This is a genomic window from Longimycelium tulufanense, assembly GCF_014645795.1.
GTDB classification, from domain to species: domain Bacteria; phylum Actinomycetota; class Actinomycetes; order Mycobacteriales; family Pseudonocardiaceae; genus Longimycelium; species Longimycelium tulufanense.
The window spans coordinates 217,861-242,439 of sequence record NZ_BMMK01000004.1; the positions used below are offsets into that span (position 1 = coordinate 217,861).

Below are 24,579 nucleotides of genomic sequence, written 5' to 3' on the forward strand. Positions count from 1 at the left end.
GGCGCCCCCGCGAGATGCGGGCTCGACGGCATCCCGTTCGGGTGGGCAGGCGCTGGGACGACCGAGGTGTGCCGGTCGGCCGTGGCAGAAGCGCGTTGGGCGCGTGAGACAGCACGGATTCCGTGCGCTGACTCCACGCTCGTGACGGCACGATGCCGGCAGGTTCGAGCTCCTTCCATGCAGAGGCGCATACGAGCCCACTGACGACAAGCACGATCCCGCCGGTGACGGCATGTGCCCTCTCCTGCGGCGCGTGCCTCCCGTCACAACGAGCGCCCAACGTCCTGCCGCGGGGAGGTCGGTGCGCCGCGAGGCTCGACAAAATGCGGTCACCGACGTCACCGCCTGCACAGGGAGGGCAGGAGCCTGCGGGGGAAGCGCTCCCTCACCCGCCCGCGTGATCAGCGGATGTTGCGTTCGAAGACCAGGCGCAGGCCGAGCAACGTCAGGTCGGGCACGTGATGCTGGATGGTCGCGGACTCGGCGACCACGAGTGGTGCCAGGCCACCGGTGGCGATCACGGTGGTGGGCCCTTCGTGGCTGCCGCGCAGTTCCTCCACGATGCGCCGCACCAGGCCGTCCACCTGCCCGGCGAAGCCGTAGACGATGCCGGACTGCAGGCATTCCACCGTGTTCTTGCCGATCACCGACTTCGGGCGCACCAGTTCGACCTTGCGCAGCTGTGCCGCGCGCGAGGCCAGCGCGTCGACCGAGATCTCGATGCCGGGCGCGAACACCCCACCCAGGAACTCGCCCCTGGCCGAGATCACGTCGATGTTCGTGGAGGTACCGAAGTCCACGACCACGCAGTTCGTGCTGTAGAGGTGGTGCGCCGCCAGCGTGTTGATCACCCGGTCGCCGCCGACCTCCTTGGGGTTGTCCACCAGCAGCGGGACGCCGGTGCGCACCCCGGGCTCGACGATGACCCGCGGCACGGTCGCGTAGTAGCGGCCGAGCATGACCCGCAGCTCACGCAACACCGCCGGCACGGTCGACAGCGCCGCGATACCCGTCACCTCGTCGGCGTGCGGGCCGAGCAGGCCGCGCACGGTGAGCGCCAGCTCGTCGGCGGTCATCCGGGGGTCGGTGCGCATGCGCCAGTCCCGGACCAGGACCGCGTCGTCGCCGCGCCCGGAGTACAGGCCGAGCACGATGTTGGTGTTGCCGACGTCGATGGCGAGCAGCACCGGCGAAACCCCTCACTCGTCAACATGGTCCGGCACGGCCGGTCGGCCGTGCGGCTCAGGCTCTTCCCGCGGTCAGCTCTCCTGCTGGAGCAGCGCGTCCAGCCGGGCGGCGTCCACGGTCTCGGCCGGTGGCGCCTCCTCGTCGGCCGCCGTGGGCGTGCCGCCGGTGCCGCCGCTGACCAGCCCGGAGCCCTCCGGGGCGTGTCCGGCGTCGGCGCCGCGCTCGACGACCCTGTTGTCGGCGTCCACGAAGACGACCCGGGGCCGGTAGGAGCGGGCCTCCAGCTCGTCCATCACGCCGTAGCTGATGACGATCACCAGGTCGCCGGGGTGTACCAGGTGCGCCGCGGCGCCGTTGATCCCGAGGACCCCGCTGCCCCGCTCGCCGGGGATCACGTAGGTCTCCAGCCGGGCACCGTTGGTGACGTCGACGATGGCCACCTGCTCGCCGGGCAGCAGGTCGGCGGCGTCCATCAGGTCCTCGTCGACGGTGAGCGAGCCGACGTAGTGCAGCTCGGCCTGGGTCACCGTGGCCCGGTGGATCTTGGACTTGAGCATGGTGCGGAACATCAGGCCCTCCCTCTACCGTCCGGAGTCCGGCACCTGGTGGAGCACCGTGGGGTCTCCCGCTGGTCCCGCGGCCTCGGTTGCCTCCTCCGCCCCGGCGCCCGCGCCCGAACCGAGCAGTACCGAGGCGTTGTCGATCAGGCGCGTGTCGCCCACGCGGGCGGCGACGAGCAGGCGGGCCTCCCCGGACTCCGGGGCCGGCCCGAGGTCACGGTCGCGCAGCTCCAGGTAGTCCACGTGCACGTCGGGCTCGGTGGCCAGCACCTCGCGTGCCGCGGTGAGCGCGGCGTCGGCACCGGCCGCGGCCTTGTGTTGGGCGGCCGAGAGCGCCGCCGAGAGCACCAGGGCCCGGCGACGCTCCGGTGCGGAGAGGTAGGCGTTGCGCGAGGACATGGCCAGGCCGTCGTCCTCGCGGACGGTGGGCACGCCGACGACCTCGAGGTCCATGTGCAGGTCGCGCACCATTCGGCGGACCAGGACGAGCTGCTGGTAGTCCTTCTCGCCGAAGAAGGCGAAGTCCGGGCGGACGATGTGGAACAGCTTGCCCACCACGGTGAGCACGCCGGTGAAGAAACCCGGCCGGAACGCACCCTCCAGCTCGTCCCCGAGTGGGCCGGCGTGGACGGTCGTGGTGGCGCCCTCCGGGTAGAGGGCGTCCACCGGCGGCGCGAACACCAGCTCGGCGCCCTCCTTGCGGCACGCCGCCACGTCCGCCTCGAGCATGCGCGGGTAGCGGTCGAAGTCCTCGTTCGGCCCGAACTGCAACGGGTTGACGAAGATCGAGACCACCACGACGGTGTTCGGGATGCGGCGGGCGCGCCGGATCAGCTCACAGTGGCCGTCGTGCAGCGCGCCCATGGTGGGCACGAACGCGATCTTGCGGCCGACGCCGCGCAACGCCCGGGTGATCTTCGCCAGCTCCGCGGGGTCGCTGTGCACCGTCAGCTCACCCGGGGTGAACCCGGTGCCGGACCGGCCTCTTTCCGCCATCTCGACGTCCTACTCCTGCTCGTCTTCCAGTGCCGCCCGGATCTCGTGGGCGGCGTCGGCACGCAGCACACCGGCGACCACGGCCCGCTCGACCGTGCGTCGCGCCAACGCCCGGTAGGCGGGCACCACGTCGGGTGCGGTGGAACCCAGCACGTCCAGGTGCTTGCGCAGGGTGCCGACGTCGCCGCGGGCGACGGGGCCGGTCAGCGCGCGGTCCCCGTGCCGCAGGGCGTTGTCCAGCGCGGCGGAGAGCAGCGGGCCCAGCAGCTGCTCCGCGTCGGCCACGCCGGCGCCGCGTAGCAGGTCGGCGGCCTCGGTCACCAGCGTGACCAGGTGGTTGGCACCGTGCGCGAGGGCCGCGTGGTAGAGCGGGCGGGAGCGCTCGGGCACCCGCACGGGTTCGGCACCCATCTCGACCACCAGCGCCTCGGCGACGTTCCACGCCGCCTCGTCACCGGGGCGCGCGGTGACTCCGAAGCAGCAGGCGGCGAGCCGGTCCAGGTCCTCGGAGCGGCCGGTGAACGTCATCACGGGATGCAACGCCAGCGGCAGCGCGCCGACCTCGGCCGCGGGGGCGAGCACGTCGACGCCGTGCGCGCCGGAGGTGTGCGCCACGATCTGCCCCGCGCGCACCGCGCCCGCGGCCACCAGCCCGCGCACGGTGCCGGGCAGCACGTCATCGGGGATGGCCAGCAGCACCAGATCGGCGCGGGCGACGACCTCGTCGGGTGGCAGCAGCGGGACGTCGGGCAACAGTTCCTCGGCCCGGCGCAGCGAGTCGCGGGAAACCCCGGAGGAGGCGACCACGACATGGCCGGCGCGGGCCAGGGCGGCGCCGAGCACAGCACCGACTCGCCCCGCGGAAACGACGCCCACCGCCAGGCGGGCCGGCCGTTGCCCGGTCATCCTCAACTCCTCCATGCGTTCCAGTCCCGCTCCGCTCGCGGGTACCGGACGGCGGCGCGAGGGTAACCGGCGCGTTGCGGGCGTGGTGGCTTCGGGTGATGAGCTTCACCCGCTGGTGGATGGCGCTGCACCGCCATCCGGTTCGCGGGTGAGCGTGACGGTCCTGCCCCGCGTGGCCCGCAGCTCGACCAGCAACTCCTCCTGCAGCTCGGCGGCATCCATGCCCGCGGTACCACGTTCCATGCGGTGCCGGAGGAACGCCAGTTCGGTGACAGTTGCCTGATAGCTGCCCAGCGCCTGGCCCGCTGCCTTCCCGCCACGCCGGCGCACCGCCTGCCGCCAGCCGCGGCGGCCCTGCAGGCTGCCCAGTGGCTCGACCTCGCTGGCCGGGATCCAGCCCTCGGCCTCGAACTTGGGCAGCTGGTCGGCGAGGATTCGCTGCTCGCGTCGGCGCTGCCACATCAACAACGCCACGGTGCTCCCGAAAATCGGGACCATGACCAGGAAGTAGAAGTTGATGAAGACGGCACCGCTGCCCAGCGTCGCCGATCCGTTCCACAGGGCGTGCAGGGTGACGGCGAGCAGGTAGCCGCCCAGTGGCGCGAGCCACCTGGTGGCGCCGTTGTTGCTCAACGCCGCCCGTCCCACTCCGAGCCCGGTCATGACGGTGAACAGCGGGTGGGCGAACGGGGCGAGAACTCCACGCAGGATGAAGACGGCGACCACACCCTCGCTGACCCCGCCGAAACCGCCTTCGGCGAAGGCGCGGCCGAAGTAGAAGATGTTCTCGGTGAAGGCGAAGCCGGCCGCGGTCAGGCCGGCGTAGACGACGCCGTCGACCAAGCCGTCGAACTCGTTGCGCCATCGCCACATCACGGCGATGAGGAACGCGCCTTTGGTGGCCTCCTCCACGAGTGGCGCGGCGATGACTGCCTTCACCGTGTCTCCCCCACCGGTGCCCAGCAGGGTCTCCGCCAGGATCTCGGCGCTGTCGTTGAGTAGCAGCGAGGTGATCGTCGCCACGCAGGCACCCCAGAGGAACGCGGTGAGCATGAGCTTGGGCGGCTCGGGTTCCCAGCGGTCGATCCACAGAAAGGCCCCGACCACCGGACACACCGGAAGCAACGCGGCCGCGGCCCCGACCAGAACGCCCACCGGGCCGACGCGATTGGCGGCCACGCCGAGCAGGATCAGCCCGCACAGCCCGAGGATGATCAGGCCGGTGACGGGCAGGACCACGACGTTCCGGCGGCGGGTACGGCGCGGGGCCTGCTTGGGTGGCGCTGCGTCGATCACGGGCCGCACCATACGGGGGCAGCCGCAACGTGAAACACGCCTCACGCCCGATGTGCGCCGAACGGGGCACCAGCGGCGACATACCGTGAGGTCGTGCGGGATTGGCGGGACGCGTGGGACGAGGCGCTCTACGGCGCGGGCGGCTTCTTCCGGCGCGGCGAGCGGCCGGCCACGCACTTCCGCACCGCGCCGTTGGTGGGCCCGGAGCTGGCCGAGGCGCTACTGGTGCTGCTCGACCGCGTCGACGCCGGTCTGGGGCGGCCGGCCAGGCTCGACTTCGTCGATCTCGGGGCCGGGGGCGCAGAATTGGCCGCTGCCGTTGCCGAGCTGGCGGGCCCGGTACTACGCCGCCGGCTGCGGGTGACCGCGGTCGAGCTGGTCGCACCGCGGCCCCGGGACGGGGTGGAATGGCGGGCGGGGCTGCCGGCCGAGGTGGCCGGACTGCTCGTGGGGCACGAGTGGCTCGATGCCGTTCCCTGCCCCGTCGCGTCCGTCCACAGTGGCCAGGTCAGGCGGGTCCTGGTGGACGTGACTGGCACCGAAACCCTCGGCGAGCCAACGGAGTCGCGCTGGCTCCACGAGTGGTGGCCGGTGCGGCGTGAAGGGGACCGGGCGGAGATCGGCGAGCCACGCGACACCGCGTGGGCGGACGCGGTGCGCCGCGTCCGCGCCGGTGCCGCCCTCGCCATCGACTACGGGCACCTTCGCACGGATCGTGCGGGGCGCCGCTACCGCGCCGGCACCCTTGCTGCCTTCCGCGAGGGGCGGTCGGTCTCCCCCGTACCGGATGGGAGTTGCGACATCACCGCGCATGTCGCGCTCGACGCCTGCGCTGCTGCCGGTGAGCACGCCGGTGCAACCAGCACGGTGCTGGCGAGCCAGCGGGATGCGTTGGGTGCGCTCGGCCTTGCCGGTGATGCGCCGGCGCCGCTGTGGGCCACGACGGATCCGGCGACCTGGCTCACCGCCGCGTCGCGTGCCGGCCGCGTCACCGAGCTCCGGGACCCCAGTGGGCTCGGCCGGTTCGGCTGGCTGCTGCAGACCACCGCGGGCACCCCGGCCACCGAGCTGCTGCCCGACCTACCCCCGTGGTGTCCCTGAAACGGGCGGACGGTTGCCGGCACCCGGCGGGACGCATGCGAGCATGGCTGCCGTGACCAGGCAGGAGACCGTTGGCGTCGGCGCGGGGGCGGAGCACCTCGGCGTGGACCGGGTGATCGACCTCGGCCCGCTGCATCCGTCGGCACACGGTGCCTACCGGCTGCGCCTCACGTTGGAGGGGCCGGCCGAGGCGCCGGTGATCGCCGCGGCCGAACCCCTCGTCGGTCACCTGCACCGCGGGGCGGAGAAGCTGTTCGAGGTGCGCGACTACCGGCAGGTGCTCGCGCTGGCGAACCGGCACGACTGGCTGGCCGCGTTCTGCAACGAGGTCGCCGTCGCCACCGCGGTCGAGCGGATGACCGGCATGGAGGTGCCGCCGCGCGCGGTGTGGCTGCGTGCCCTGCTGTGCGAGCTGAACCGCATGCTCGCGCACCTGGTCTTCCTCGCGCCGCTCACGCGCGCCCTGGTCGGCGAGCCAACCGCCGGCACCACGGCGGCACAGCGGGGTCGCGAGGTGGTGCAGGAGGTCATGGAGGAGGCATCCGGCGGACGGATCCACTTCATGTTCAGCCGGATCGGGGGGCTGCGGGAGGACGTCCCCGCCGGCTGGACGGAACGTGCGACCCACGCGTTGTCCACTGTGGAGTCTCTGCTGCCGGTGATCCGGAAGTCCACAGTGGATGATGAGGGGTTCCGGCGCCGGCACCGGGGCGTCGGGGTGCTGGGTGCGGACGATGCCATCACGCTCGGCGTGACCGGGCCCGCCGCCCGGGCCAGTGGAGTGGACCTCGACCTGCGCCGGGACGACCCGACGCCGGCCTATGCCGAGCTGGACGTGCGCCCGGTGCTCCGGGCGGAGGGCGACGCGCTGGCTCGGGTGCAGTGCCTGCTCGGTGAGGTCGAGCAGTCGGTGCGACTGAGTCGGGAGTGCCTGCGGCGCCTGCCGTCCGGGCCCGTCAACGTGCGCCTGCCCAAGTCGGTCAAGGCCCCGGAGGGCTCGGTTTACACCTGGACCGAGGCACCGCTGGGCATCGCCGGGGTGCACCTGTCGTCGCGTGGGGAGAAGACGCCATGGCGGCTCAAGTTGCGAACCGCGTCGTTCAACAACGTGCAGGCTCTCGCGCGGTTGCTTCCGGGCACGGCGGTGGCCGACCTGCCGGCGGTCCTGGGCTCGTTCGCCCTCGTGGTCGGCGACATCGACAAGTAGGAAGCAGGGCAACATAACGACGGTCGGATCCCGGCCCCTGTGGGCAGCGCCCGGAGTGGGGTCCCAGATGCCTCAGGATGCGCTGGGCTCAGCGCCTCAGTTTGATCATTCGAGAGATGGGTGGATTTCCCAGCGCGCAGAGAAGGAGCACGATCTGCTTACACATATTGTGCTCTTGTTGCGTTCCTGGTGAATGGGCCGCGAGTCCTGCCTCCGGTGACTGTCGCTCCGCGGTTTCCGGGGTCCTGCCACGCGTCCCGGGTACGTTGCCTGCCTTGGCATCCGCCCAGGGCACGGCAGGTTCCTGATCGGCACAACCAGCGGGATGGTTGGCGATTTGCCAACCCATCGTTGCCATCGGCATCCTTCGCTCACACCGATGTTGTCGTCCGAGCGTCCCCCAAGCCATCCGCGCGGCTGAGCCCCCGATCGGCGGCTGCCAGAACCGAACAGCGGCGCTCCGCCGGACATGAAGAAGCGCTCGCGGGCGATCGGCGCGTTGTTCCCCGCACAGACGAACCCAGCTCCACCCGAAGATCACGGTGCCCGGCGACCGCTCAGGTAGCGGACGGATCGCATCCTTCCTACGCCCCGGTACCGCAACCGTTCCGCCGAAGACGCACCACGTTCCCCGCTGTCGCGCTGGGAGCACCCGGCGTACTAAGCGGAGTTCGGGCGAACGAAGGAATGATCCGCTCTCAGTCGTCGCGGCGTCGACGGCGGCGCGGTGAGTCGCCGCCACCCCCGTGCGCTGCCAGCAGCTCGGCAACCGACAGGCCCGAGGCGTGCGCTCCCGAGCCCTCCTCCGGCTCGGCCGGCTCCGCCTGGTCCTCCCAGTCCGGCCCCGACGACCAGTTCCCGTCCTCGTCGTCCCGCAGGTGTCGGCGTCCGCCACCGGGACCGGGCAACTGGGTCCGGGCCTCGTTCGCGGTGTTGCGGTGCGGCTGCTCACTACCCGCCGGCCGGGCCGGCTCCCCGGGCTGGGGCACCATCTCGGTCCGCGGCTCGGCCATCGGCCGGCGAACCGCCGCACGCCCCGGCTCGGGCCCGTGCCCGCTCTCCGGGGGCATCTCCGGGTTCGCCTCGCCCGGCTCGCGCCGCTGCGCCGATCCGCGCGGTGGCCCGGGCTGCGGACGCTCCCCCGGGCGCGGGGGCTCGCCCCGGTTCGGGCCCCCGGGCCGGACGCTCACCGGCTCCCGCCGCGGGGCGTCGCGACGCGGCGCATCCTGCCGCGGCTGCTCCGCCGGGCCGGACCGCTCGGCCCGGATCACCTCGGTGCGCGCCGGTTCCGGCCGCAGCACCTGGGTCCGCTGTTCGGGCTTTGCCTTGGCCTGCGGCTTGGGTACCGGCGATGCCGGGCCCTGCGGTGCCGGACCATGCGGCGGGCGTGGCGGTCCCGCGGGCTTGGGTGGCTCCCGCCGCATCGCGGTGGTCTGTGCCGCCCGCACCGGCTCCCGGCGCACCTGCTGTCGCTGCCGCTCCTGTTCCGGCCGCTTCGGCTCGGCGCCGCGCTGTTCCGGGCGCTTGGGCTCGGGCCGCTTGACCGGCTCGGTCCGGCGCGGGTGCCGGCCGTTGGGCACCAGCAGCTGGGTGACCTCCTCCGGGCTCACCTCCGCGGTCACGCCCTTGCCGGCCGTCAGCCCCCGTCGCTCGCTGGCCGGCACGATCCGGTCGTCGCCGACCGTGAGCACCCTGGACTGGTCCGACAGCGAGCGCATCCGGGTCGACTCCGCGCGCAGCGCGACCCGCTCCACCAGCACCTCGCCGCCGAGCAGGGCCTCCAGGTTCTCCCGCAACGTGCGCAGCTCGGCCCGCAGCGCGGCGAGGTCCTCGCGTGCCTCCTCCTCGACCTTGCGTCGGGTCTCGGACTCGATCTCCAGCTCGTACTCGCGGCGAGCGGCGACCTCGCGTTCCAGCTCGAGCTCGTACACCTCACGCAGCTCGGCCTCGTTCTCCACCCGCTCGGTCACCTCACGGCGATACCGTGCGGCGATGAACGCGGCGACCAGTCCGGACCACAACGCCGCGACCAGACCCAGCCGCAGCAGGCGCGCGTCGTCACTCAGGACTAGAACGGCCGTGGCGCCCACAGCCAGTACCAACACGACCAGCCACACCAAACCGGCGCCACGGCCGCTGTGCTCAGGGGTCGTCGAGCCGGGGCCGCTCATGGCCCCTACCGTACCTGGGGGTTATCGGTTCGAGACCTAGTCGCGTCCGTTCGGGGACTCGGACTCGGCGCCGCCATCCGGTGTGCGGCAGCAGTACTCCAGCCACAAAGCCGCGCCGACCAGCAACAATGCCGACACCCCACCGATGATCGCGGCGGTGGTGTCGCTCGCCGCGGCCGCGAGCTCGTCCCGTTGTGGGAGCACGTAGCCGAGCACACCGACCCAGACCCCGGTCATGATCGCGCCCAGCAGGGACGACGCCTTCGCCAGCGCCACCGCGCGGGCGGCCGTGAGCGGTTGCACCGGCCGCGTCCCCGGCTTCCGGTGGATCCGGGCGCGCAACGCAAAACCGAGGACGGTCTCGACAACGGCGAGCACGAGCAAGGTGAACCCGGCGAGCGCCGGCAACGCCGGCAGCGAGCCGTAGGACTGGCGTACCAGCAGGTGCACCACCATGCCCGCCACCAGCGCGACCCCCACGAGGTCCCGCACCCTGGTGAACCTCACACGCGCCCCCGTCCGCGGACCTGCCCCGCCCGCCTTCCTGGAAAATCTCGCCGATCCCCAACCATGTTCCTCATCCTCGCCGACGTGGCGGGGCACGCTGCGCCGCCGTGCCGTTGTGTCACCGGTCGAGATCAGGAAGTGATGCCGGACGGGCGACCCCAGGGTCGGCGGCTCGGCGGCGAACAACGCCCCGTACGGATGGGCGCCTGGGCTGCACCGCCGGGCCAGGCGGAGCCCAACTCGAGTCGGCAGGGCTGGTTCGCCAGTCCTTTCGTAAACAGAATTTCCGCTGGGAGGAACCCGGTGACGCCCACATCAGTACCGCCGGGCACCCGCCGCGTTCAGCGCACGCGAAGCGCGAGGTCGTCGCGGCGATGCACGCCCTCGGTGCTGACCTTCTCCAGCAACTCCGCGATCGGCCCGTGGCCGGGTAGAACGGCGTCCGGCTCGATGTCGTGCCACGGCACCAGCACGGTCGCGCGGTTCGGTGTGCCCGGATGCGGCAGCAGCAGGTCGGGGTGATCCGAGGTGACACCGTCAACCGTCACGACATCCACATCGAGCGTGCGCGGCCCCCACCTGATGGTGCGCCGACGCTCCGCGGCCCGTTCCAGTTCCTGGGCCCGCTCCAGCCATCCCCATGCGTCAACGGCGTCGTCGAAGACGATGACCACCGCGTTGAGGAAGTCGTCCTGGTCCGTGACGCCCCAGGGCGCCGTCTCGTAGACCGCGGAGATCGCCACCACGGTGTCGCCCAGCCCGTCGACGGCGAGCTGGAGGTAGCCGAGCCGGTCACCGAGGTTCGAGCCGAGGGACAGCACCGCACGGGACATACCCCAATAGTTGCACCGGCAAGCTGATCGGGTCGGCCGGGCGCCCTGTGACGTCAGTCCCGGGCCGCGGCGCCGCGACCGCGCCCCCCGCGCCGCGACTTGCGGATCGTGACCGCGACGTCGGCGAAGTCGAGCGGGATCGGGGCCGACGGCTTGTGGATGGTGACCTCGACGGCGTGCACCCGGCCGTCGGTCATCACCTCCTCGGCCACCCGGCCGGCGACCGTCTCGAGAAGGTCGCACGGCTCCCCGCCCACGATCGCGGCGGCACGCTCGGCCAGCTCTCCGTAGTGCAGCGTCTGCGTGAGGTCGTCGGTGGCCGCCGCCTTGTCCAGGTCGATCCAGACCACGATGTCGACGACGAAGTCCTGGCCGTCCCGCCTCTCGTGCTCGAACACCCCGTGGTGCCCGCGCACCCGCAGCCCGGTGAGCGTGATCCGGTCGGTCATGTCGTCAGCCGCCCTCCCCACGCGTGCGCCACGGCCACCGCGTCCAGCGACGCACCCACGTCGTGCACCCGCACACCCCAGGCTCCGGCCGCCGCGGCGAGCGCCGACACCGCCGCCGTCGCGATCTCCCGGCCGTCCGGCGGGCGCGGCTTTCCGTCGCTACCGGCCAGCAGCGAGCCGAGGAACCGCTTACGAGAAGCACCGACCAGCACCGGGAAACCCATCCCCGCGAACACGTCGAGCCGATGCAGGAGCCGCCAGTTGTGCTCGGCGGTCTTGGCGAAGCCGAGCCCCGGGTCCAGCACGATCGCCTCGGGCGCGACCCCGGACGCCAGCGCCGTGTCCACCCGGGCGCGCAGCTCGTCGCGCACCTCGGTGACGACGTCGGTGTAGCGGGCGAGCTGGTCCATCTCCCGGCTGTGCCCGCGCCAGTGCATGAGGATCCACGGCACGCCGGCCTCGGCCACCACGCGCGCCATCCGCTCGTCGGCCAGGCCACCCGAGACGTCGTTGACCACGGTCGCACCCGCGGCCAGCGCGGCCTCGGCGACCTCGGCACGCATCGTGTCTACGCTGACCGGCACGCCCTCGGTCACCAACTCGCGGATCACCGGCGCCACCCGGGAGATCTCCACCTGGGCCGCGACCCGCTCCGCGCCCGGCCGGGTGGACTCCCCGCCGACATCGACGAGATCGGCGCCGCGGCGGTGCATCTCCGCGCCGTGCCGCACGGCGTCCTCACGCACCAGGTAGCGACCGCCATCCGAGAACGAGTCGGGGGTGACGTTCACGACCCCCATCACCACGCAACGGCCCGGCCGGGGCAACAACGGATGCACTTATCACCGCCGCCTGATCAGTTCGAGAGCTTCCGCGCGGGTCGTCGGGGAGGAACGCATCAAGCCGCGGACCGCGGAGGTGACCGTGCGGGAGCCGGCCTTGCGGACGCCGCGCATTCCCATGCACAGATGCTCGGCCTCCACGACGACGATGACACCGCGCGGGTCGAGCTTGCGGACCAGGGCGTCGGCGATCTGCGAGGTCAGCCGCTCCTGCACCTGCGGCCGCTTGGCATAGAGGTCCACCAGCCTGGCCAGTTTGGAAAGCCCGGTCACCCGACCGTGCTCATTCGGAATATACCCAATATGCGCAACACCATGAAATGGCAACAAATGATGTTCACAATTGTGCGTCAGATGTCCAGCAATTAGAAATGTTGGATGCGGCTCACATTTAAAACTGTAAACCGTACAGGGTTCTGCACCCACCGCCTCGATTGGGCATACAGACCGCACACGTACCCATTCGGACTCGATCAGGTCTGTACGGTGCGACTCCTGCGGGAACCCGTGCCGACGGAACCAACTGTCGGCGACGTAGAGGTGTGATGCGGTGTCGGTCCGCGGCGAGAACCGGGTGCCCACGATCTGGGCCAGCTCCTCGAGGAAAGGAACATTGGCGCTGACCAGAGTGCTGCCGTCCGCAGTCCTGGAACGGCACCCGTCCCCGTCGACGTAGCCATCCAGGAAGCCCGTGAAGATGGCGATGTTGTTGAGCACGACGCGGGGGAAGCGCTGCCGCGTGTGGTGGGCGTCGCCACCCACGTATTGCCGCATCAGGTCCGCCAGGTACGAGGACACGACCCGAACCCGGTAGTCCGGAGTCGATCGCTTCGTATAGCCGGAGGAGTGCTCCACGTACTCGATCTGTGCGTCGGCTCCGAACGCCTGCCAGACGGATTCAGCGAACTTCTTCGCGAAGAGGTGGTCGTTCACCACCAACGAGATGTAGCGGTCCCCCACCGTGCCGTAGGAGCACATCGCTCCGATGAAGTACCCGTAGTAGTAGCCGGTGGACCGCGGTCGCCACCGGTCACGACAGAGCTTCCTCGGGTGTGTCCATTCGATGAAGGTGTCCTCGACGTCCTTGGCCTCCATCCACCCTTCGGGGGTGGCCAACGGGTGGTCCGGCGTGACGACGAAACTCCCGTGTTCCGTGGTCACCTCGACCAGCTCACGAGTCTCGCGAGAGCTGATCCGAACCACCTCGGTCTCCTCGACCCGGCCCTCGACGAGGGTCCAGAGCCGGTCACCGACCACAACCTCCCGGGCCTGCTTGGCACCGCCGACGACGTTCACCGTCTGCTCGCTGGGCACGCAGGTCGAATACATCGGAATTTCGGTGACCAACACCAATTCTTCGTGGCTTTCGTCGAAAGTCCGGTTGAGAACGGTGTCGGGGTCGGTGTAGAGACCGGCGAACAGTTCGCGGTAGGCGCGCGCGACCCGGGCCGGGGTGTCGCGCAGGCCCTCGCGGTCGGGGTCCTCGCCGCAGGCCAGCAGCAGTTCCCGCACCGCGGCCTCGGCACGCGCCTGGTCAAACGCCTGCCGGCGGCGCTGGTGAGCGCCGCCGGCAGGACCGTTCGCCATGGTGTTGCTCAATGCTGCCTCCGCAGGTACGGACAGCCGGGCTCAGCGGCCACCGTCCCACGACTCGGTGTCGATGCGTCGGGTGGGGTCGGCCTCCGGCTGCGGGTTCGGCCGCTGCTGTTGCTGCTGCGGCTGCTCGCCCCGCTGCTGGTCCTGCCCGGAGGGCACCGGGTTCCATCCCTCGTTCCACGACTTCGGCGGCCACTCACCGCCGCCCGACGGGGAGGTCGCCGGCGTCCACCCGGGCGGCGCACCGTAGTAGGGCGGGCCGGGCGGGCTCGGCTGGTTCCCGGTCGGGTACGGCGCCGGCTGGCCTCCACCGGGGTGGGGCGCCGGCTGGTTGCCCGGGGGATACGGCGCGGGCTGGTTCCCGTCGCCGCCGTAGGGCCCGTCCGGCGACGGTGCCGGTGCGCCCGCCGGGGACGGCAGGTGCGGGTTGGTGCCGTTGGGCCCCGCCGGGGCGGGCGCGGGTGCGCTGGCCTGCGGCGAGGGCAGCTCGTGGCCACCCGGGGGCGCGCCGACCGGGCTCGGCTCCGGCTCCTCCTCGAGCACCGGCGGCCACGGCTCGCCGCGCTCGGCGGCCAGCTCGGCCGGTGTCTTGATGGGCGGCTGGTCCGACGGCGTGCGACCACCGAAGTCGTTGAACAACGTGATCCGCGGCCGCTTCTCCACGTCGGAGAACAGGCGCTCGAGGTCCCTGCGCTGCAGGGTCTCCTTCTCGATCAGCTCGAAGGTGAGCGCGTCGAGCTGGGTCCGGTAGGTGTTGAGGATCTCCCACGCCTCGGTGTGCGCGGCCTCGATGAGCTTGCGCACCTCCTCGTCGATCTCGTGGGCGACCTCCAGCGAGTAGTTCGGCGCGTGCGCCATGGCGCGGCCGAGGAACGGCTCGCCCTCCTGCTCGCCGTACTTCACCGCACCCAGCCGGGCGCTCATGCCGTACTCGGTCACCATCGCGCGGGCGATCTTGGTGGCCTGCTCGATGTCGGAGGACGCGCCGGTGGTCGGCTCGTGGAAGACCAGCTCCTCGGCGGCGCGCCCGCCGAGGGCGAACACCAACCGCGCGATCATCTCCGAGCGGGTCATCAGCTGCTTGTCGTCCTCGGGGACGACGAGCGCGTGCCCGCCGGTGCGGCCGCGGGGCAGGATCGTGACCTTGTAGACCGGCTCTACGTCGGGCATCGCCCAGGCGGCCAGCGCGTGGCCGGCCTCGTGGTAGGCGGTGATCTTCTTCTCGTGCTCGGAGATCACCCGGCTCTTGCGGGCCGGGCCGCCGATCACGCGGTCGACCGACTCCTCCAGCGCGGCGGCGGTGATGAGCTGCCCGTTCTGCCGGGCGGTCAGCAGCGCGGCCTCGTTGATGACGTTGGCCAGGTCGGCGCCGGACATGCCGACGGTGCGCTTGGCCAGCGAGTCCAGGTCGACGTCGCCGCCCAGCGGCTTGCCCTTGCTGTGCACCTGCAGGATCGCCTTGCGGCCGCGCAGGTCGGGGGCGGCCACCGGGATCTGCCGGTCGAAGCGACCGGGACGCAGCAGCGCCGGGTCGAGGATGTCGGGCCGGTTGGTGGCGGCGATGAGGATGATGCCGCCACGGGAGTCGAAGCCGTCCATCTCCACGAGCAGCTGGTTCAGCGTCTGCTCGCGCTCGTCGTGGCCGCCGCCGAGGCCGGCGCCGCGGTGCCGGCCCACGGCGTCGATCTCGTCGACGAAGACGATGCAGGGCGCGTTCTGCTTGGCCTGCTCGAACAGGTCGCGCACCCGGGAGGCACCGACACCGACGAACATCTCGACGAAGTCGGAGCCGGAGATCGAGTAGAAGGGCACGCCGGCCTCGCCGGCCACCGCGCGCGCCAGCAGCGTCTTACCGGTGCCGGGCGGGCCGTACAGCAGCACGCCCTTGGGGATCTTGGCGCCCAGTGCCTGGTAACGGCCCGGGTTGGACAGGAAGTCCTTGATCTCGTAGAGCTCCTCGACCGCCTCCTCGGCACCGGCGACGTCGGTGAAGGTGGTCTTGGGCATGTCCTTGGTGAGCTGTTTCGCCTTGGACTTGCCGAAGTTGAGTACCCGGTTCCCGCCGCCCTGGACGTTGTTCATCATCCACATGAGCAGCAGCAGGAGCAGGCCGAGCGGGATCAGGTAGATCAGGATCTGGAAGATCAGGGATTCCTGGGTGACCTTGGTGTTCCAGCCCTTGTCCATGTTCTTGGCGTTGTTCAGGGACTGGAAGACCTGGTCGGTGGCGCCGGCCGGGTACTGGGTGATGAGCAGGTCGCTGCCGTCGACCGGTTTGTTCAGGGTGAGCCGGAGCCGCTGCTCCTTGTCCTCGAGGGTCGCCTCCTTGACATTGCCGTCCACCAGCTGCGTGAGTGCCGTCGACGTCGACACCTGCTTGTAGCCGCGGGTGTCGTCGAACAGGTAGCTGAACGACATGTAGAGGAGCAACACCGCGAGAATCCAGATCAGCGGGTTGCGGAGCAGGCGCTTGCGGTCCATCCAACTGCGGCCGACTGGCGGCCTCGACCCTCCCTGACTTGCATGTCGGGCGACGGGGCTCCGCCCCCTTCACGGGCGGTGGCTCTCCGATTCGACCAGCGTACCGCCCGGGACGCGGTCCGTTGACCGCTCCAGCGGCTTCCGGCGCGGGAGCGGGTACGGACCCGTTCCCTCACCGCAACGGGTGTGATGGTGCCAGTGTTCCCGGAGTGAGCGGTGGCGTGGGTTCGTCCGGCGGTGGGTCACCGTTCCACCACCGGGTGTGAGCACTCACGCGGACAGCTGGGTGATTTGGATCACTGACCCGTGCCGCGGCGGGGTGATGAGCCTCATCGCCGACCGAGTGACACCGAGCCTCGCCAGTCCTACTTTCACCCGGTGACCGGGCGGCCTGTCAAGACCTCACCTCGGCCGAGGTTCGCCTCGATCAGTTCGACAGCAGGGCCGGGGTCGCCGACCGCGCCGCAGATCCGCGCCCAGCCCGGCGGCTTCCTCCCGAGCGCGGTCAGCGCTACGGACGAAGCGCCCGTCGGCCTCTGCCGGCGGCGTGATCGGACCGGGCGGGTTCGCGGCGGCCGACGGTGGCGGACATCTGCCGAGTAGCGACGCCGGCCGTCCCCGCTCGCGATCTGACTCGCCGTGGCGCCGACCGCAGCGGGTGCTCGACGCACCGCCGCCCACCATCAGGGCGCTGCCACTGACCCAACGTCGAACCAAGATCAACCAGTCGCCGATGATGTACGGAAACACCGACGCTCCCAGCCTGTCTGATCGCTCGGTGAGCGGCACTGCCCTCAGGGCGCGGGGCGCGGGCCAGCGCATGCCGCCCGCTACCACCGGATCAGGAGTAGACCCTGGGATCCAGGGTGCCGATGTAGGGCAGGTCGCGGTACCGCTCGGCGTAGTCCAGGCCGTAGCCGACGACGAAGTCGTTCGGGATGTCGAAGCCCACGTACTTCACCGGCACGTCGACCCGCACTGCGTCCGGCTTGCGCAGCAGCGTGCACACCTCCAGCGAGGCGGGCCGGCGGGAGGCGAGGTTCTTCAACAGCCAGGACAGGGTGAGCCCGGAGTCGATGATGTCCTCGACGATCAGTACGTCGCGGCCGGCGATGTCGCGGTCGAGGTCCTTGAGGATGCGCACCACGCCCGAGGAGGAGGTGGCCGAGCCGTAGGAGCTGACCGCCATGAACTCCAGCTGGGTGGGCAGCGGCAGCGCCCTGGCGAAGTCGGTCATGAACATCACGGCGCCCTTGAGGACGCCCACCAGCAGCAGGTCCGAGCTGCGTTCGCCGGCCGGGTAGTCGGCGGCCACCTGCTGGGCGAGCTCGTCGACCTTGTCCCTGATCTGCTGCTCGCTGATGAGCACGGAGGCGATGTCGCCCTCGTACACGGCGGGGCTTCCCCTCTCTCCTGGTCTGGCGCTCCAGGCGGCCCCGCCTGGCTCAGCCACGATGCTGCGGACGGTCCACCTGCAGCCTGCCATGCGTACGCCGCACCACCAAGCCGCCGGGTAGCGCCACGCCCCCCTGACCACGCCAGCTTCCCATCAATGCGTCGATCCTGCGCAGGTGATGGTCTGTCAACCCACTCACCCCGCGGAAACCCAGCCAGCGGCGGAGGACCCGGCGCCGGAGAGCGGCCGGCGCGGCGCCGAGGGCGGCCGCGTCCAACTCCTCGTCCACCCGCACCCGCTCGGTCAGGTCCGTGGCGAGCCGGTCGAGTGCGTCGCAGTCCTCGCGGAGTTGGGCCGCGGTGCGGGCGAGTGCCTCGGCGACCCCGCCCCGCAGGACCTCCTCCAGCAACGGCAGTACCTCGGTGCGGAGCCGGACCCGGGTGAAGCGCGGGTCGGCGTTGTGCGGATCGACCCAGGGCCGCAGCCCGAGGGCGGCGCAGGCCGCGGTGGTCGTCTCGCGGCGCAGGCCCAGCAGGGGCCGCGCCCACGGTGGGTCGAGTGGGCGCATGCCGGCCACTGAGCGCGGACCGGAGCCGCGGCCCAGGCCCAGGAGGACGGTCTCGGCCTGGTCGTCGAGGGTGTGCCCGAGCAGGACCAGGGCGCCTGGTGGGCGGGCGCCGTCCAGGGCGGCGTAGCGGGCGCGACGGGCGGCGGCCTCGATGCCTCCGGGTCCGGTGACCTCGACCTCGATCACCCGCACCGAGTCGAAGCCGAGTGCCCGGAGTTGGGTGGCGGTGCGCGCGGCGACCTCCGCGGAGCCGGGTTGCAGGCGGTGGTCGACGACCAGCCCGTGCACGGTGAGCCGGCGGTGGCGTGCGACGTGTGTCGCGGCGGCCGCGAGCGCGAGGGAGTCCGCGCCTCCGGAGCAGGCCACGGCCACCGCGCCGGTGGTCAGGTGGCCGGCGGGTTCGGCCTCGTCGAGCAACCGGCTCAGGGCCGTGCGGACGGCCGCGACGGCGGGGTGCGGTCCGGCCACGGCCCTAACCGTGCACCCGGCGCACCCAGGCCGCGGGATCGGCGATCTCGTCCCGGGTCGGCAGGTGGTCCGGGTCGGTCCACACGGCGTTGAAGCCCGCCATGCCCACGGTGTCCACGACGTGGCGGGTGAACGCCGCGCCGTGGGCGTACTGGCGGACCTTCGCGTCGACGCCGAGAAGGGCACGCAGGATGCGGTCGGCGAGGTTGCCGCCGCGGCGCCGCGCGGTGAAGCGGGCGCGGATGGTGGTGACGCTGGGGACCACCGAAGGGCCGACGGCGTCCATGACGTGGTCGGCGTGGCCCTCCAGGAGGGTGGACAGCGCGATCAGGCGGTCCAGGACCGCGCGTTGTTCGGGGGCCTGCAGCAGTTCGACCAGTGCCACCGGGGTGCCGTTGCGCTCGCGCCGCCGGGCGGTGCGCAGGGCCGCGGGCAGCCGGCTGAGCAGGTTGGCGGTGGACTCGTCCATGGTCGCCAGCAGGGTCCGGACCTCCGCGGCGAAGTGGTCGCGCAGCCACGGCACGGCGGTGAACTGCAGCCGGTGGGTGGCTTCGTGCAGGCAGACCCACATCCGGAAATCGTCGGGCGACACGTCCAGGACGCGCTGGGCGCCCACCACGTTGGGCGCGACCAGGAGCAGCCGGCCGGTGCCGTTCGCACCGCCGAAGGGGTCGTACTGGCCCAGCACGCGGCTGCCGAGGTAGGCGAGGACGACACCGGCCTGGACGCCGGCGGTGCCGGCGAGTACGCCGCGGCGTCCGTCGGCCCCGGCGGTTCCGGTCAGGGCGGACAGGCCGGCGGCCGCGGCCTGCACCCAGCCGGGGCGGTCGACGACGTCTCCGGGCAGCAGTGGAAGATCGGCGCCGAGGCCGGTGAGCTCGCGGACGTGGCCCTCGGCGACGACGGACATCTCGCGCAGCTGCCGGACCGCGCCGTCCGCCTCCTGCCTGGGCACCGTGGGCCCGGGTCGGATCAGCCGCTGCGCGGTCGACGCGGCGATACCCCAGTCGACTGGGGCGTGCCCGTCGACCGGGGGGAGTGCTCGGGCAGCCGACCCCGCGTTCACACCATGGAAGCTACCCGTCGCGGGGATGCGGCGCGACGTACGTCAGATCCCTTCTTGTCAGCCGGAACCGGCGTGGGGTGCTCGCGCCGCGCGCCCGGCAGCTCCTCCGGCGGGACCCTGGGACGGCATGGCCTCTGGTGTCTCCGGGGACCCTGCGTGCGTCAGCGTTGGCAGCCGCACTCGCGCAGCGTGGCCGCGACGGCGTCGAGCGCGGCGCGCCCCGGTTCCATGTCGGAGCCGTTGGATAGCAGCGAGAAGGCGAGCAGCCGGTTGTCCGCGTCCAGGACGATTCCGCTGAGGCTGTTGACCTTGGTGAGGGTGCCGGTCTTGGCGCGGACCCAGCCCTTGCCCTGTGCGCTGTTGCCGTTCTGGTAGCGACCGGCGAGGGTGCCGCTGCCGCCGGCCACCGGCAGCCCGGTGAGCAGGGGGCGCAGCTTGGGTGTGCGCTGGTCGGCTCGGGCCGAACCGTCGGGTGCGGCCGCGACCGCGAGGATGTCGGACAGCAGCCTGGCCGGAACCTTGTTCTCGGTGGACAGCCCGCTGCCGTCGGCCATGGTCCAGCCGGTGAGGTCGAAACCGTTCTGGCTCAACACCTCCTGCACCGCCTGCCGGGCGCCGGAGAAGGATGGCTCCTTGCCCTTGGCCCTGGCCACCTCGCGGGCCAGGGTCTCGGCGAGCACGTTGTCGGAGATGAGCAACGCGTTGTCGACGAGCTGCTGGATGCTCGGTGACCGGACCTCGGCGATCACCTTGGAGTTGGCCGGGGCCTTGCCGGCCGCGACCGAGTTGAGGTCGGCATCGAGCGCCTGGGCGAGGTGCCGGCCCGCGGAGACGGCCGGCCGGTCGGTGCGCCGGGACTCGGGGTTGGTCGCGTCCTCGCGACCGCCGTCGAGCATCACCGGCGCGACATAGGTGATGTCGCCGCCGACGATGTCGGACTTCTCCCAGCTGGAGAGCCAGTTGTCGGCGGTGTACCGGCTGGTGTCGACGAGCACCTTGCGAACCGGGACACCGGCGGCCTTGACCTTGTTGACCAGGTCCTGCAGCTTCGCCGCGCCCGGGTAGACGGACTCCTTCCCGTCCGGTTGCAGGCTGAGGGTCGGGTCACCGCCACCCACGAGCACGATCGTGCCCGGCTCGGGCCCTTCGACCACCTTCGTCGTGAGCCGGGAGTTCGGGTCGAGCGCGAGCAGCGCGGCCGCGGCTGTGATGATCTTGTTGGACGACGCGGGTGTCATGGGCCTGCCCGCGTCGCGTTCCCACAGCACCTGGCCGGTGGCGGGGTCGACGATCCGGCCGGTGAGGGTGCCCAGGGCGGGGTTGGCCAGCACCTGCTGGAGCGCGGCCGCCACGCCCTGCGGGGTGGGAGCGGGCCCGTCGGCCCCCACCGGGCGCAGTGCGGCCTGCGGGCTCTGCGGCGGGGACGGTGCCTGGGTGGTGGGACCGGCCAGGCCGAGCTTGCTCGCCAGCGGGGTGCCGTACAGCCCGCCGGTCACGCCGACAACCGCCACCACCGCGACGGCCGAGCCGATCAGGATCCGGCGCCGCCTGCGGCGCAGGGCGGGCTGCGGTTCCTGGCCTGCCTCGGGCTCGGTCGCGTCGGCCGCGCGGGTCGCTTCGACCTGCTCGCCGGGCGTGGATGCGGTGGGCGCCGGCGCCATGGCCTGGTCCGCCGGCGCCGGTCCCTGCTGCACCTGTGGCGGGGTGGGCGATGGGAACTGGCCCTGCGGATGTGGTGGTTGCTGCGGTTGCGGTGGGGCGGGGCGGGTCATCCGCATCGTGGCCTGGGCGTCGGCGTGCGGCGGCCCGACCGGCGGGGCCGGCTGGTGCGGTGACTGCCCGGGCCGCTGCGCGCCCGGCCACGCCTGCTGGCCCCGGTGCGGCGGCCCAGCCTGAGGCGGGCGCGCGGGGGGCTGGCCCGCAGCGGCGGGCGGATGCGGCGGGCGGGCCTGAGTCGCATGCGGCGGTCCGGCCTGGGGCTGGTCTTGACGTGGCTGGCCGGCCTGGTCCGGTTGCGCCTGGCTCGGTGGGGCCTGCCCCGCCTGCGGAGAAACCGGTCGCGGCGGGGCCGCGTCCGGGCGTGCCGGCGGTGGCTGGCCTGCCACGGGCTGGTCGGGCTGCTGCTCCGACGGTGCCTGCCCTACCTGCGGAGCCGGGGCGGGCTGCGCAGCCTCCGGACGAGGCGGCTGGGGCCCGCTCTCCCACCGGGGTGGCTGCGGCGGAGCGGGGCGTGGCTGGCCCGGCTGGCGCGGATCGGGTTGCGCCTGGTCCGCGGGAGCCTGCGCCGGGGGGGCGGCTGGCTGCTCCGGCCGCGGCCAACCCACCTCGGGCTGGGCAGCGCGGTACTCCGCACCAGCTTCTGGCCGTCGTGGTTCTGACGGCGCCCGCCCGGCGGGCGGCGAAGCCGGACGCGGCTGCCCGGCCGCTGCTTGCCCCGGCCGCGGTTGCGCATCCTCGGGTCGAGGTGGCTGTGGCGGCGCCACCTCGGGTCCGGCCAGGTGTGGCTGGTCCGCCCGGGGGTGGTCCGCACGCGGCTGGTCCGCCGGAACCTGCCCGGCCGACGCCGCCGGCGGCTGGCCAGGGGCCTGATCCACCTGGGGAGAGACCGGTCGTGGACGGGTGGGGCCGGGCTGCTCCGGGTGCGGCTGGCCCGGCCATGGCTGATCCGTGGGTGCCTGCCCCGGGTGCGGGGCTGCCGGCTTCGGTTGCGCGACGTCCGGCTGTTCCGGCCGGGCCTCGCCTGCCGAGGGCTCCGCTACTTCCGGATGGGGCGGCTGCGTGGGACCTGTCTCGGGACGATCGGCCCGCGGCTCGTCCGCTCGAGGTTGCCCCTGCCGCCGCTGGTCCGTCGGCGCCTGCTCTACCTGCGGATAACCGCTCTGGGACTGGCTTTCCCAGGTCTGCGGTGGGCCTTCCCACGGTTGACCCGGTCGCCACCGGTCCGACCACGCCTGCCCCGGGCGGGGCAGGGCCGTGTCGGGCTGTGTGGTCTCACTCGGCTGCGGCTGGCCCTCCCCAGGCTCGGCCGCACGCGGCTGTCCTTCGGCTGGCCCCGGACGCTCAGTCGACGCCTGTTCGACGTGTGTGGTCGACTGCGGTTGCTCGGGTTGTGCCTGCTCGGTGGGCGGGACATCGGCTTCCGGGCGAGCCGGCTGCGTGCGCTCGGCGGCGGGCTGGTCCGGTTCGGCCGCCGGCTCTTCGTGCTGCGCCTCTTCGTGCTGCTCCGGAGGTGGTGGCCACGGAAGCAGCGCCGGCGCCGCCGCGGGCTCCCCAGCCCCCGACGTCACGGGAGCGGGCCGCTCGGTCGTCTCCTCCCGCGTCGTCGCAGGGGCTTGCGCGGTCGTCTCTCCGGACGGCTCTGCGGAGGGCTCTTCCGCCGTGGGCCACTGCGGCTGGTCCGGTTCGCCCTGTGGTGCCGGCGCGGTGTCCGCCCGCTCGGGCCACCGTGGCTCCTCGGACTCGCCTTGGTCCTCTTCTCCAGGGGCGGCCTGCTCCTCGGCCACCGGCGGTTGCTCGAGATCCGGTTCCGGGTGGCTCCGATCCTCTCCCGACGTGACCGGCTCGACCGTGTCGTCCGGCGCCGAGGGTGCTGTCGGCCATTCGGGCTCATCGGCCGACTGCTCCGCGTCGACGCCGTGTTCCCGGTCGACGACCGGTTCCTCGTCGGCCGGTTCCTCCGGCTCCGTCACCTGCGGTTCGGCAGGCTCGGCTTCCTCGCCGGCCGCGGTGTCGGCCGCGTGCGGCTGGTCGGCTGGCGGCCACGCAGGGGCCGGGCCCTGGATGCGCACGGTCCCCTCGCCAGCGCGTTGCGCCTGCACGCCAGCCTTTTCCGCCTCCGCGGCTTCCTCGGAGCTACCAGCGTCCTCGCCATCGGCGTCGGTGGTACCGCAGTTCTCGGCGCGGGCTTGCGGCTCAGCGTTGTCACTGCTGTCAGCGTTGTCACTACTGTCAGCGCTGTCACCGTTGCCGGAGCTGGTCTTGCCCGACTCCTGGTCGGCGGAGCGCTCATCCTGTTCGGAAGCGCCCGACTCGTCCGGCTGCTCCGGCGAGGCATGGGTGTCCGGGCCGGGCCATGCCGGCTCGCCCGCGTCCTCGCCCGTGTCGCCGCCGGTGTTCTCCGTGGTGTCCCCGGCTACGTCCGGCGTGGAGTCCGCCCGGTCCCGGTCGCGACCCTCCGGCGCGGTGCCCTCGCCGGGCGGCGTGCGCTCGGCTGGGGCATCCTGCTCGCGCGGGTCATCCGGTCGGGACAACACGGTCCTCCTCAGACAGTCGGGTTACTCGCCGTATCGGCGTGACGTGGGGCACGGTCCAGGCCGCTCGGGTACGGGCCCACCGGCACGCTTAGTCCACACTAGTGACGACGTGGCAGGCCGTGACCGGGGTCGGCCGCGCGCCAACTGCTGATAGCGAGGGAATCCGGTGGAGTTCGACGTCACGATCGAGATCCCCAAGGGGGAGCGGAACAAGTACGAGATGGACCACGAGACGGGGCGCATCCGTCTCGACCGGACCCTGTTCACCGCGACCCAGTACCCGGCCGACTACGGGTTCGTGGAGAACACGCTCGGTGAGGACGGCGACCCGCTGGACGCGCTGGTCCTGGTGCAGGAGCCGACGTTCCCGGGCTGTCTAATCCGGTGCCGGGCGATCGGCATGTTCCGCATGACCGACGAGAAGGGCGGGGACGACAAGGTCCTCTGCGTGCCGGCCGAGGACCCGCGGACCGAGCACCTGCGCGACATCCACCACCTCCCGGAGTTCCACAAGCTGGAGATTCAGCACTTCTTCGAGGTCTACAAGGACCTGGAGCCGGGCAAGAGCGTGGAGGGCGCGACCTGGGTCGGCCGGACCGAGGCCGAGGCCGAGATCAAGCGCTCATACGATCGACTGAAGGCGGCCGGCCCCGAGCACTGAGGCGTCCGGCTCGCGACGAGGGGCGCGCCCGGCG

20 protein-coding genes and 2 pseudogenes are annotated in these 24,579 nt (G+C 72.2%); 5 read left to right on the forward strand and 17 right to left on the reverse strand.

Annotated features, from left to right (window positions below; genetic code table 11):
* Positions 1–401: 401 nt before the first annotated feature.
* From IEY55_RS07150 to IEY55_RS07170, 5 genes are all read right to left on the reverse strand, one after another.
* On the reverse strand, positions 402–1,187 hold the full coding sequence (locus IEY55_RS07150) for a type III pantothenate kinase (RefSeq protein WP_189055187.1): 786 nt from the start codon (positions 1,185–1,187) through the stop codon (positions 402–404).
* A gap of 72 nt (positions 1,188–1,259) precedes the next feature.
* Positions 1,260–1,757, reverse strand: coding sequence for an aspartate 1-decarboxylase (panD, locus tag IEY55_RS07155; RefSeq protein ID WP_189055189.1), 498 nt, complete (start codon positions 1,755–1,757; stop codon positions 1,260–1,262).
* 12 nt (positions 1,758–1,769) lie between these two features.
* Positions 1,770–2,744, reverse strand: a complete 975-nt coding sequence (gene panC, locus IEY55_RS07160; protein WP_189055191.1) for a pantoate--beta-alanine ligase — start codon at positions 2,742–2,744, stop codon at positions 1,770–1,772.
* Between the two features lie 9 nt (positions 2,745–2,753).
* On the reverse strand, positions 2,754–3,650 hold the full coding sequence (locus IEY55_RS07165; protein WP_189055193.1) for a Rossmann-like and DUF2520 domain-containing protein: 897 nt from the start codon (positions 3,648–3,650) through the stop codon (positions 2,754–2,756).
* Between the two features lie 105 nt (positions 3,651–3,755).
* Positions 3,756–4,943: a PrsW family intramembrane metalloprotease gene (locus IEY55_RS07170; protein ID WP_229686154.1), complete on the reverse strand. Its 1,188-nt coding sequence runs from the start codon at positions 4,941–4,943 to the stop codon at positions 3,756–3,758.
* A gap of 96 nt (positions 4,944–5,039) precedes the next feature.
* On the opposite strand from IEY55_RS07170, the gene IEY55_RS07175 reads away from it, so the two are divergent.
* Together IEY55_RS07175 and IEY55_RS07180 are read left to right on the forward strand one after the other, a co-directional pair.
* A complete protein-coding gene (locus tag IEY55_RS07175; protein WP_189055197.1) occupies positions 5,040–6,047 on the forward strand; it encodes an SAM-dependent methyltransferase in 1,008 nt (335 codons plus the stop codon).
* A gap of 52 nt (positions 6,048–6,099) precedes the next feature.
* Positions 6,100–7,254: an NADH-quinone oxidoreductase subunit D gene (locus IEY55_RS07180; RefSeq protein WP_229686139.1), complete on the forward strand. Its 1,155-nt coding sequence runs from the start codon at positions 6,100–6,102 to the stop codon at positions 7,252–7,254.
* A gap of 698 nt (positions 7,255–7,952) precedes the next feature.
* On the opposite strand, the gene IEY55_RS07185 is transcribed toward IEY55_RS07180, so the two are convergent.
* The 12 genes and pseudogenes from IEY55_RS07185 to dacB all read right to left on the reverse strand — a co-directional run bounded on the left by IEY55_RS07185 (position 7,953) and on the right by dacB (position 21,325).
* On the reverse strand, positions 7,953–9,425 hold the full coding sequence (locus tag IEY55_RS07185) for a DUF6779 domain-containing protein (protein WP_189055201.1): 1,473 nt from the start codon (positions 9,423–9,425) through the stop codon (positions 7,953–7,955).
* 36 nt (positions 9,426–9,461) lie between these two features.
* Complete coding sequence (locus IEY55_RS07190; RefSeq protein ID WP_189055203.1) at positions 9,462–9,932, reverse strand: DUF3180 domain-containing protein; 471 nt, start codon at positions 9,930–9,932, stop codon at positions 9,462–9,464.
* Between the two features lie 341 nt (positions 9,933–10,273).
* Positions 10,274–10,765, reverse strand: coding sequence for a 2-amino-4-hydroxy-6-hydroxymethyldihydropteridine diphosphokinase (folK, locus tag IEY55_RS07195; protein WP_189055205.1), 492 nt, complete (start codon positions 10,763–10,765; stop codon positions 10,274–10,276).
* 53 nt (positions 10,766–10,818) lie between these two features.
* Entirely contained in the window at positions 10,819–11,214 is a 396-nt protein-coding gene (gene folB, locus IEY55_RS07200) for a dihydroneopterin aldolase (RefSeq protein ID WP_189055207.1), read from the reverse strand.
* A complete protein-coding gene (folP, locus tag IEY55_RS07205) occupies positions 11,211–12,014 on the reverse strand; it encodes a dihydropteroate synthase (RefSeq protein ID WP_189055209.1) in 804 nt (267 codons plus the stop codon). Before folP ends, folB begins: the two co-directional genes overlap by 4 nt.
* Before the next feature lie 42 nt (positions 12,015–12,056).
* Positions 12,057–12,398: pseudogene (gene folE, locus IEY55_RS07210) on the reverse strand (GTP cyclohydrolase I); the annotation flags it as partial.
* Positions 12,399–13,370: 972 nt separating this feature from the next.
* A pseudogene (locus IEY55_RS07215) lies at positions 13,371–13,643 on the reverse strand (GTP cyclohydrolase I); the annotation flags it as partial.
* A gap of 42 nt (positions 13,644–13,685) precedes the next feature.
* Positions 13,686–16,133 carry an ATP-dependent zinc metalloprotease FtsH gene (ftsH, locus tag IEY55_RS07220; RefSeq protein WP_189055211.1) on the reverse strand — a complete coding sequence of 816 codons (2,448 nt, stop codon included), beginning with the start codon at positions 16,131–16,133 and terminating at the stop codon, positions 13,686–13,688.
* Positions 16,134–16,974: 841 nt separating this feature from the next.
* On the reverse strand, positions 16,975–17,526 hold the full coding sequence (gene hpt, locus IEY55_RS07225) for a hypoxanthine phosphoribosyltransferase (RefSeq protein ID WP_189055213.1): 552 nt from the start codon (positions 17,524–17,526) through the stop codon (positions 16,975–16,977).
* A gap of 52 nt (positions 17,527–17,578) precedes the next feature.
* Positions 17,579–18,565, reverse strand: a complete 987-nt coding sequence (gene tilS, locus IEY55_RS07230) for a tRNA lysidine(34) synthetase TilS (RefSeq protein ID WP_189055215.1) — start codon at positions 18,563–18,565, stop codon at positions 17,579–17,581.
* Positions 18,566–18,569: 4 nt separating this feature from the next.
* Positions 18,570–19,631 (reverse strand): Rv3626c family coenzyme F420 biosynthesis-associated protein, encoded by a 1,062-nt coding sequence (locus IEY55_RS07235; protein ID WP_189055217.1) that lies wholly within the window; start codon positions 19,629–19,631, stop codon positions 18,570–18,572.
* A gap of 161 nt (positions 19,632–19,792) precedes the next feature.
* Entirely contained in the window at positions 19,793–21,325 is a 1,533-nt protein-coding gene (gene dacB, locus IEY55_RS07240; protein ID WP_189055219.1) for a D-alanyl-D-alanine carboxypeptidase/D-alanyl-D-alanine endopeptidase, read from the reverse strand.
* A 183-nt stretch (positions 21,326–21,508) separates the two neighbouring features.
* Here dacB and IEY55_RS07245 point away from each other — a divergent pair, with 183 nt between their 5' ends.
* From IEY55_RS07245 to IEY55_RS07255, 3 genes are all read left to right on the forward strand, one after another.
* On the forward strand, positions 21,509–22,009 hold the full coding sequence (locus IEY55_RS07245) for a hypothetical protein (RefSeq protein WP_189055221.1): 501 nt from the start codon (positions 21,509–21,511) through the stop codon (positions 22,007–22,009).
* Between the two features lie 120 nt (positions 22,010–22,129).
* Positions 22,130–23,926: a hypothetical protein gene (locus tag IEY55_RS07250; RefSeq protein ID WP_189055223.1), complete on the forward strand. Its 1,797-nt coding sequence runs from the start codon at positions 22,130–22,132 to the stop codon at positions 23,924–23,926.
* Positions 23,927–24,050: 124 nt separating this feature from the next.
* On the forward strand, positions 24,051–24,545 hold the full coding sequence (locus tag IEY55_RS07255) for an inorganic diphosphatase (RefSeq protein ID WP_189055225.1): 495 nt from the start codon (positions 24,051–24,053) through the stop codon (positions 24,543–24,545).
* Positions 24,546–24,579: the final 34 nt, after the last annotated feature.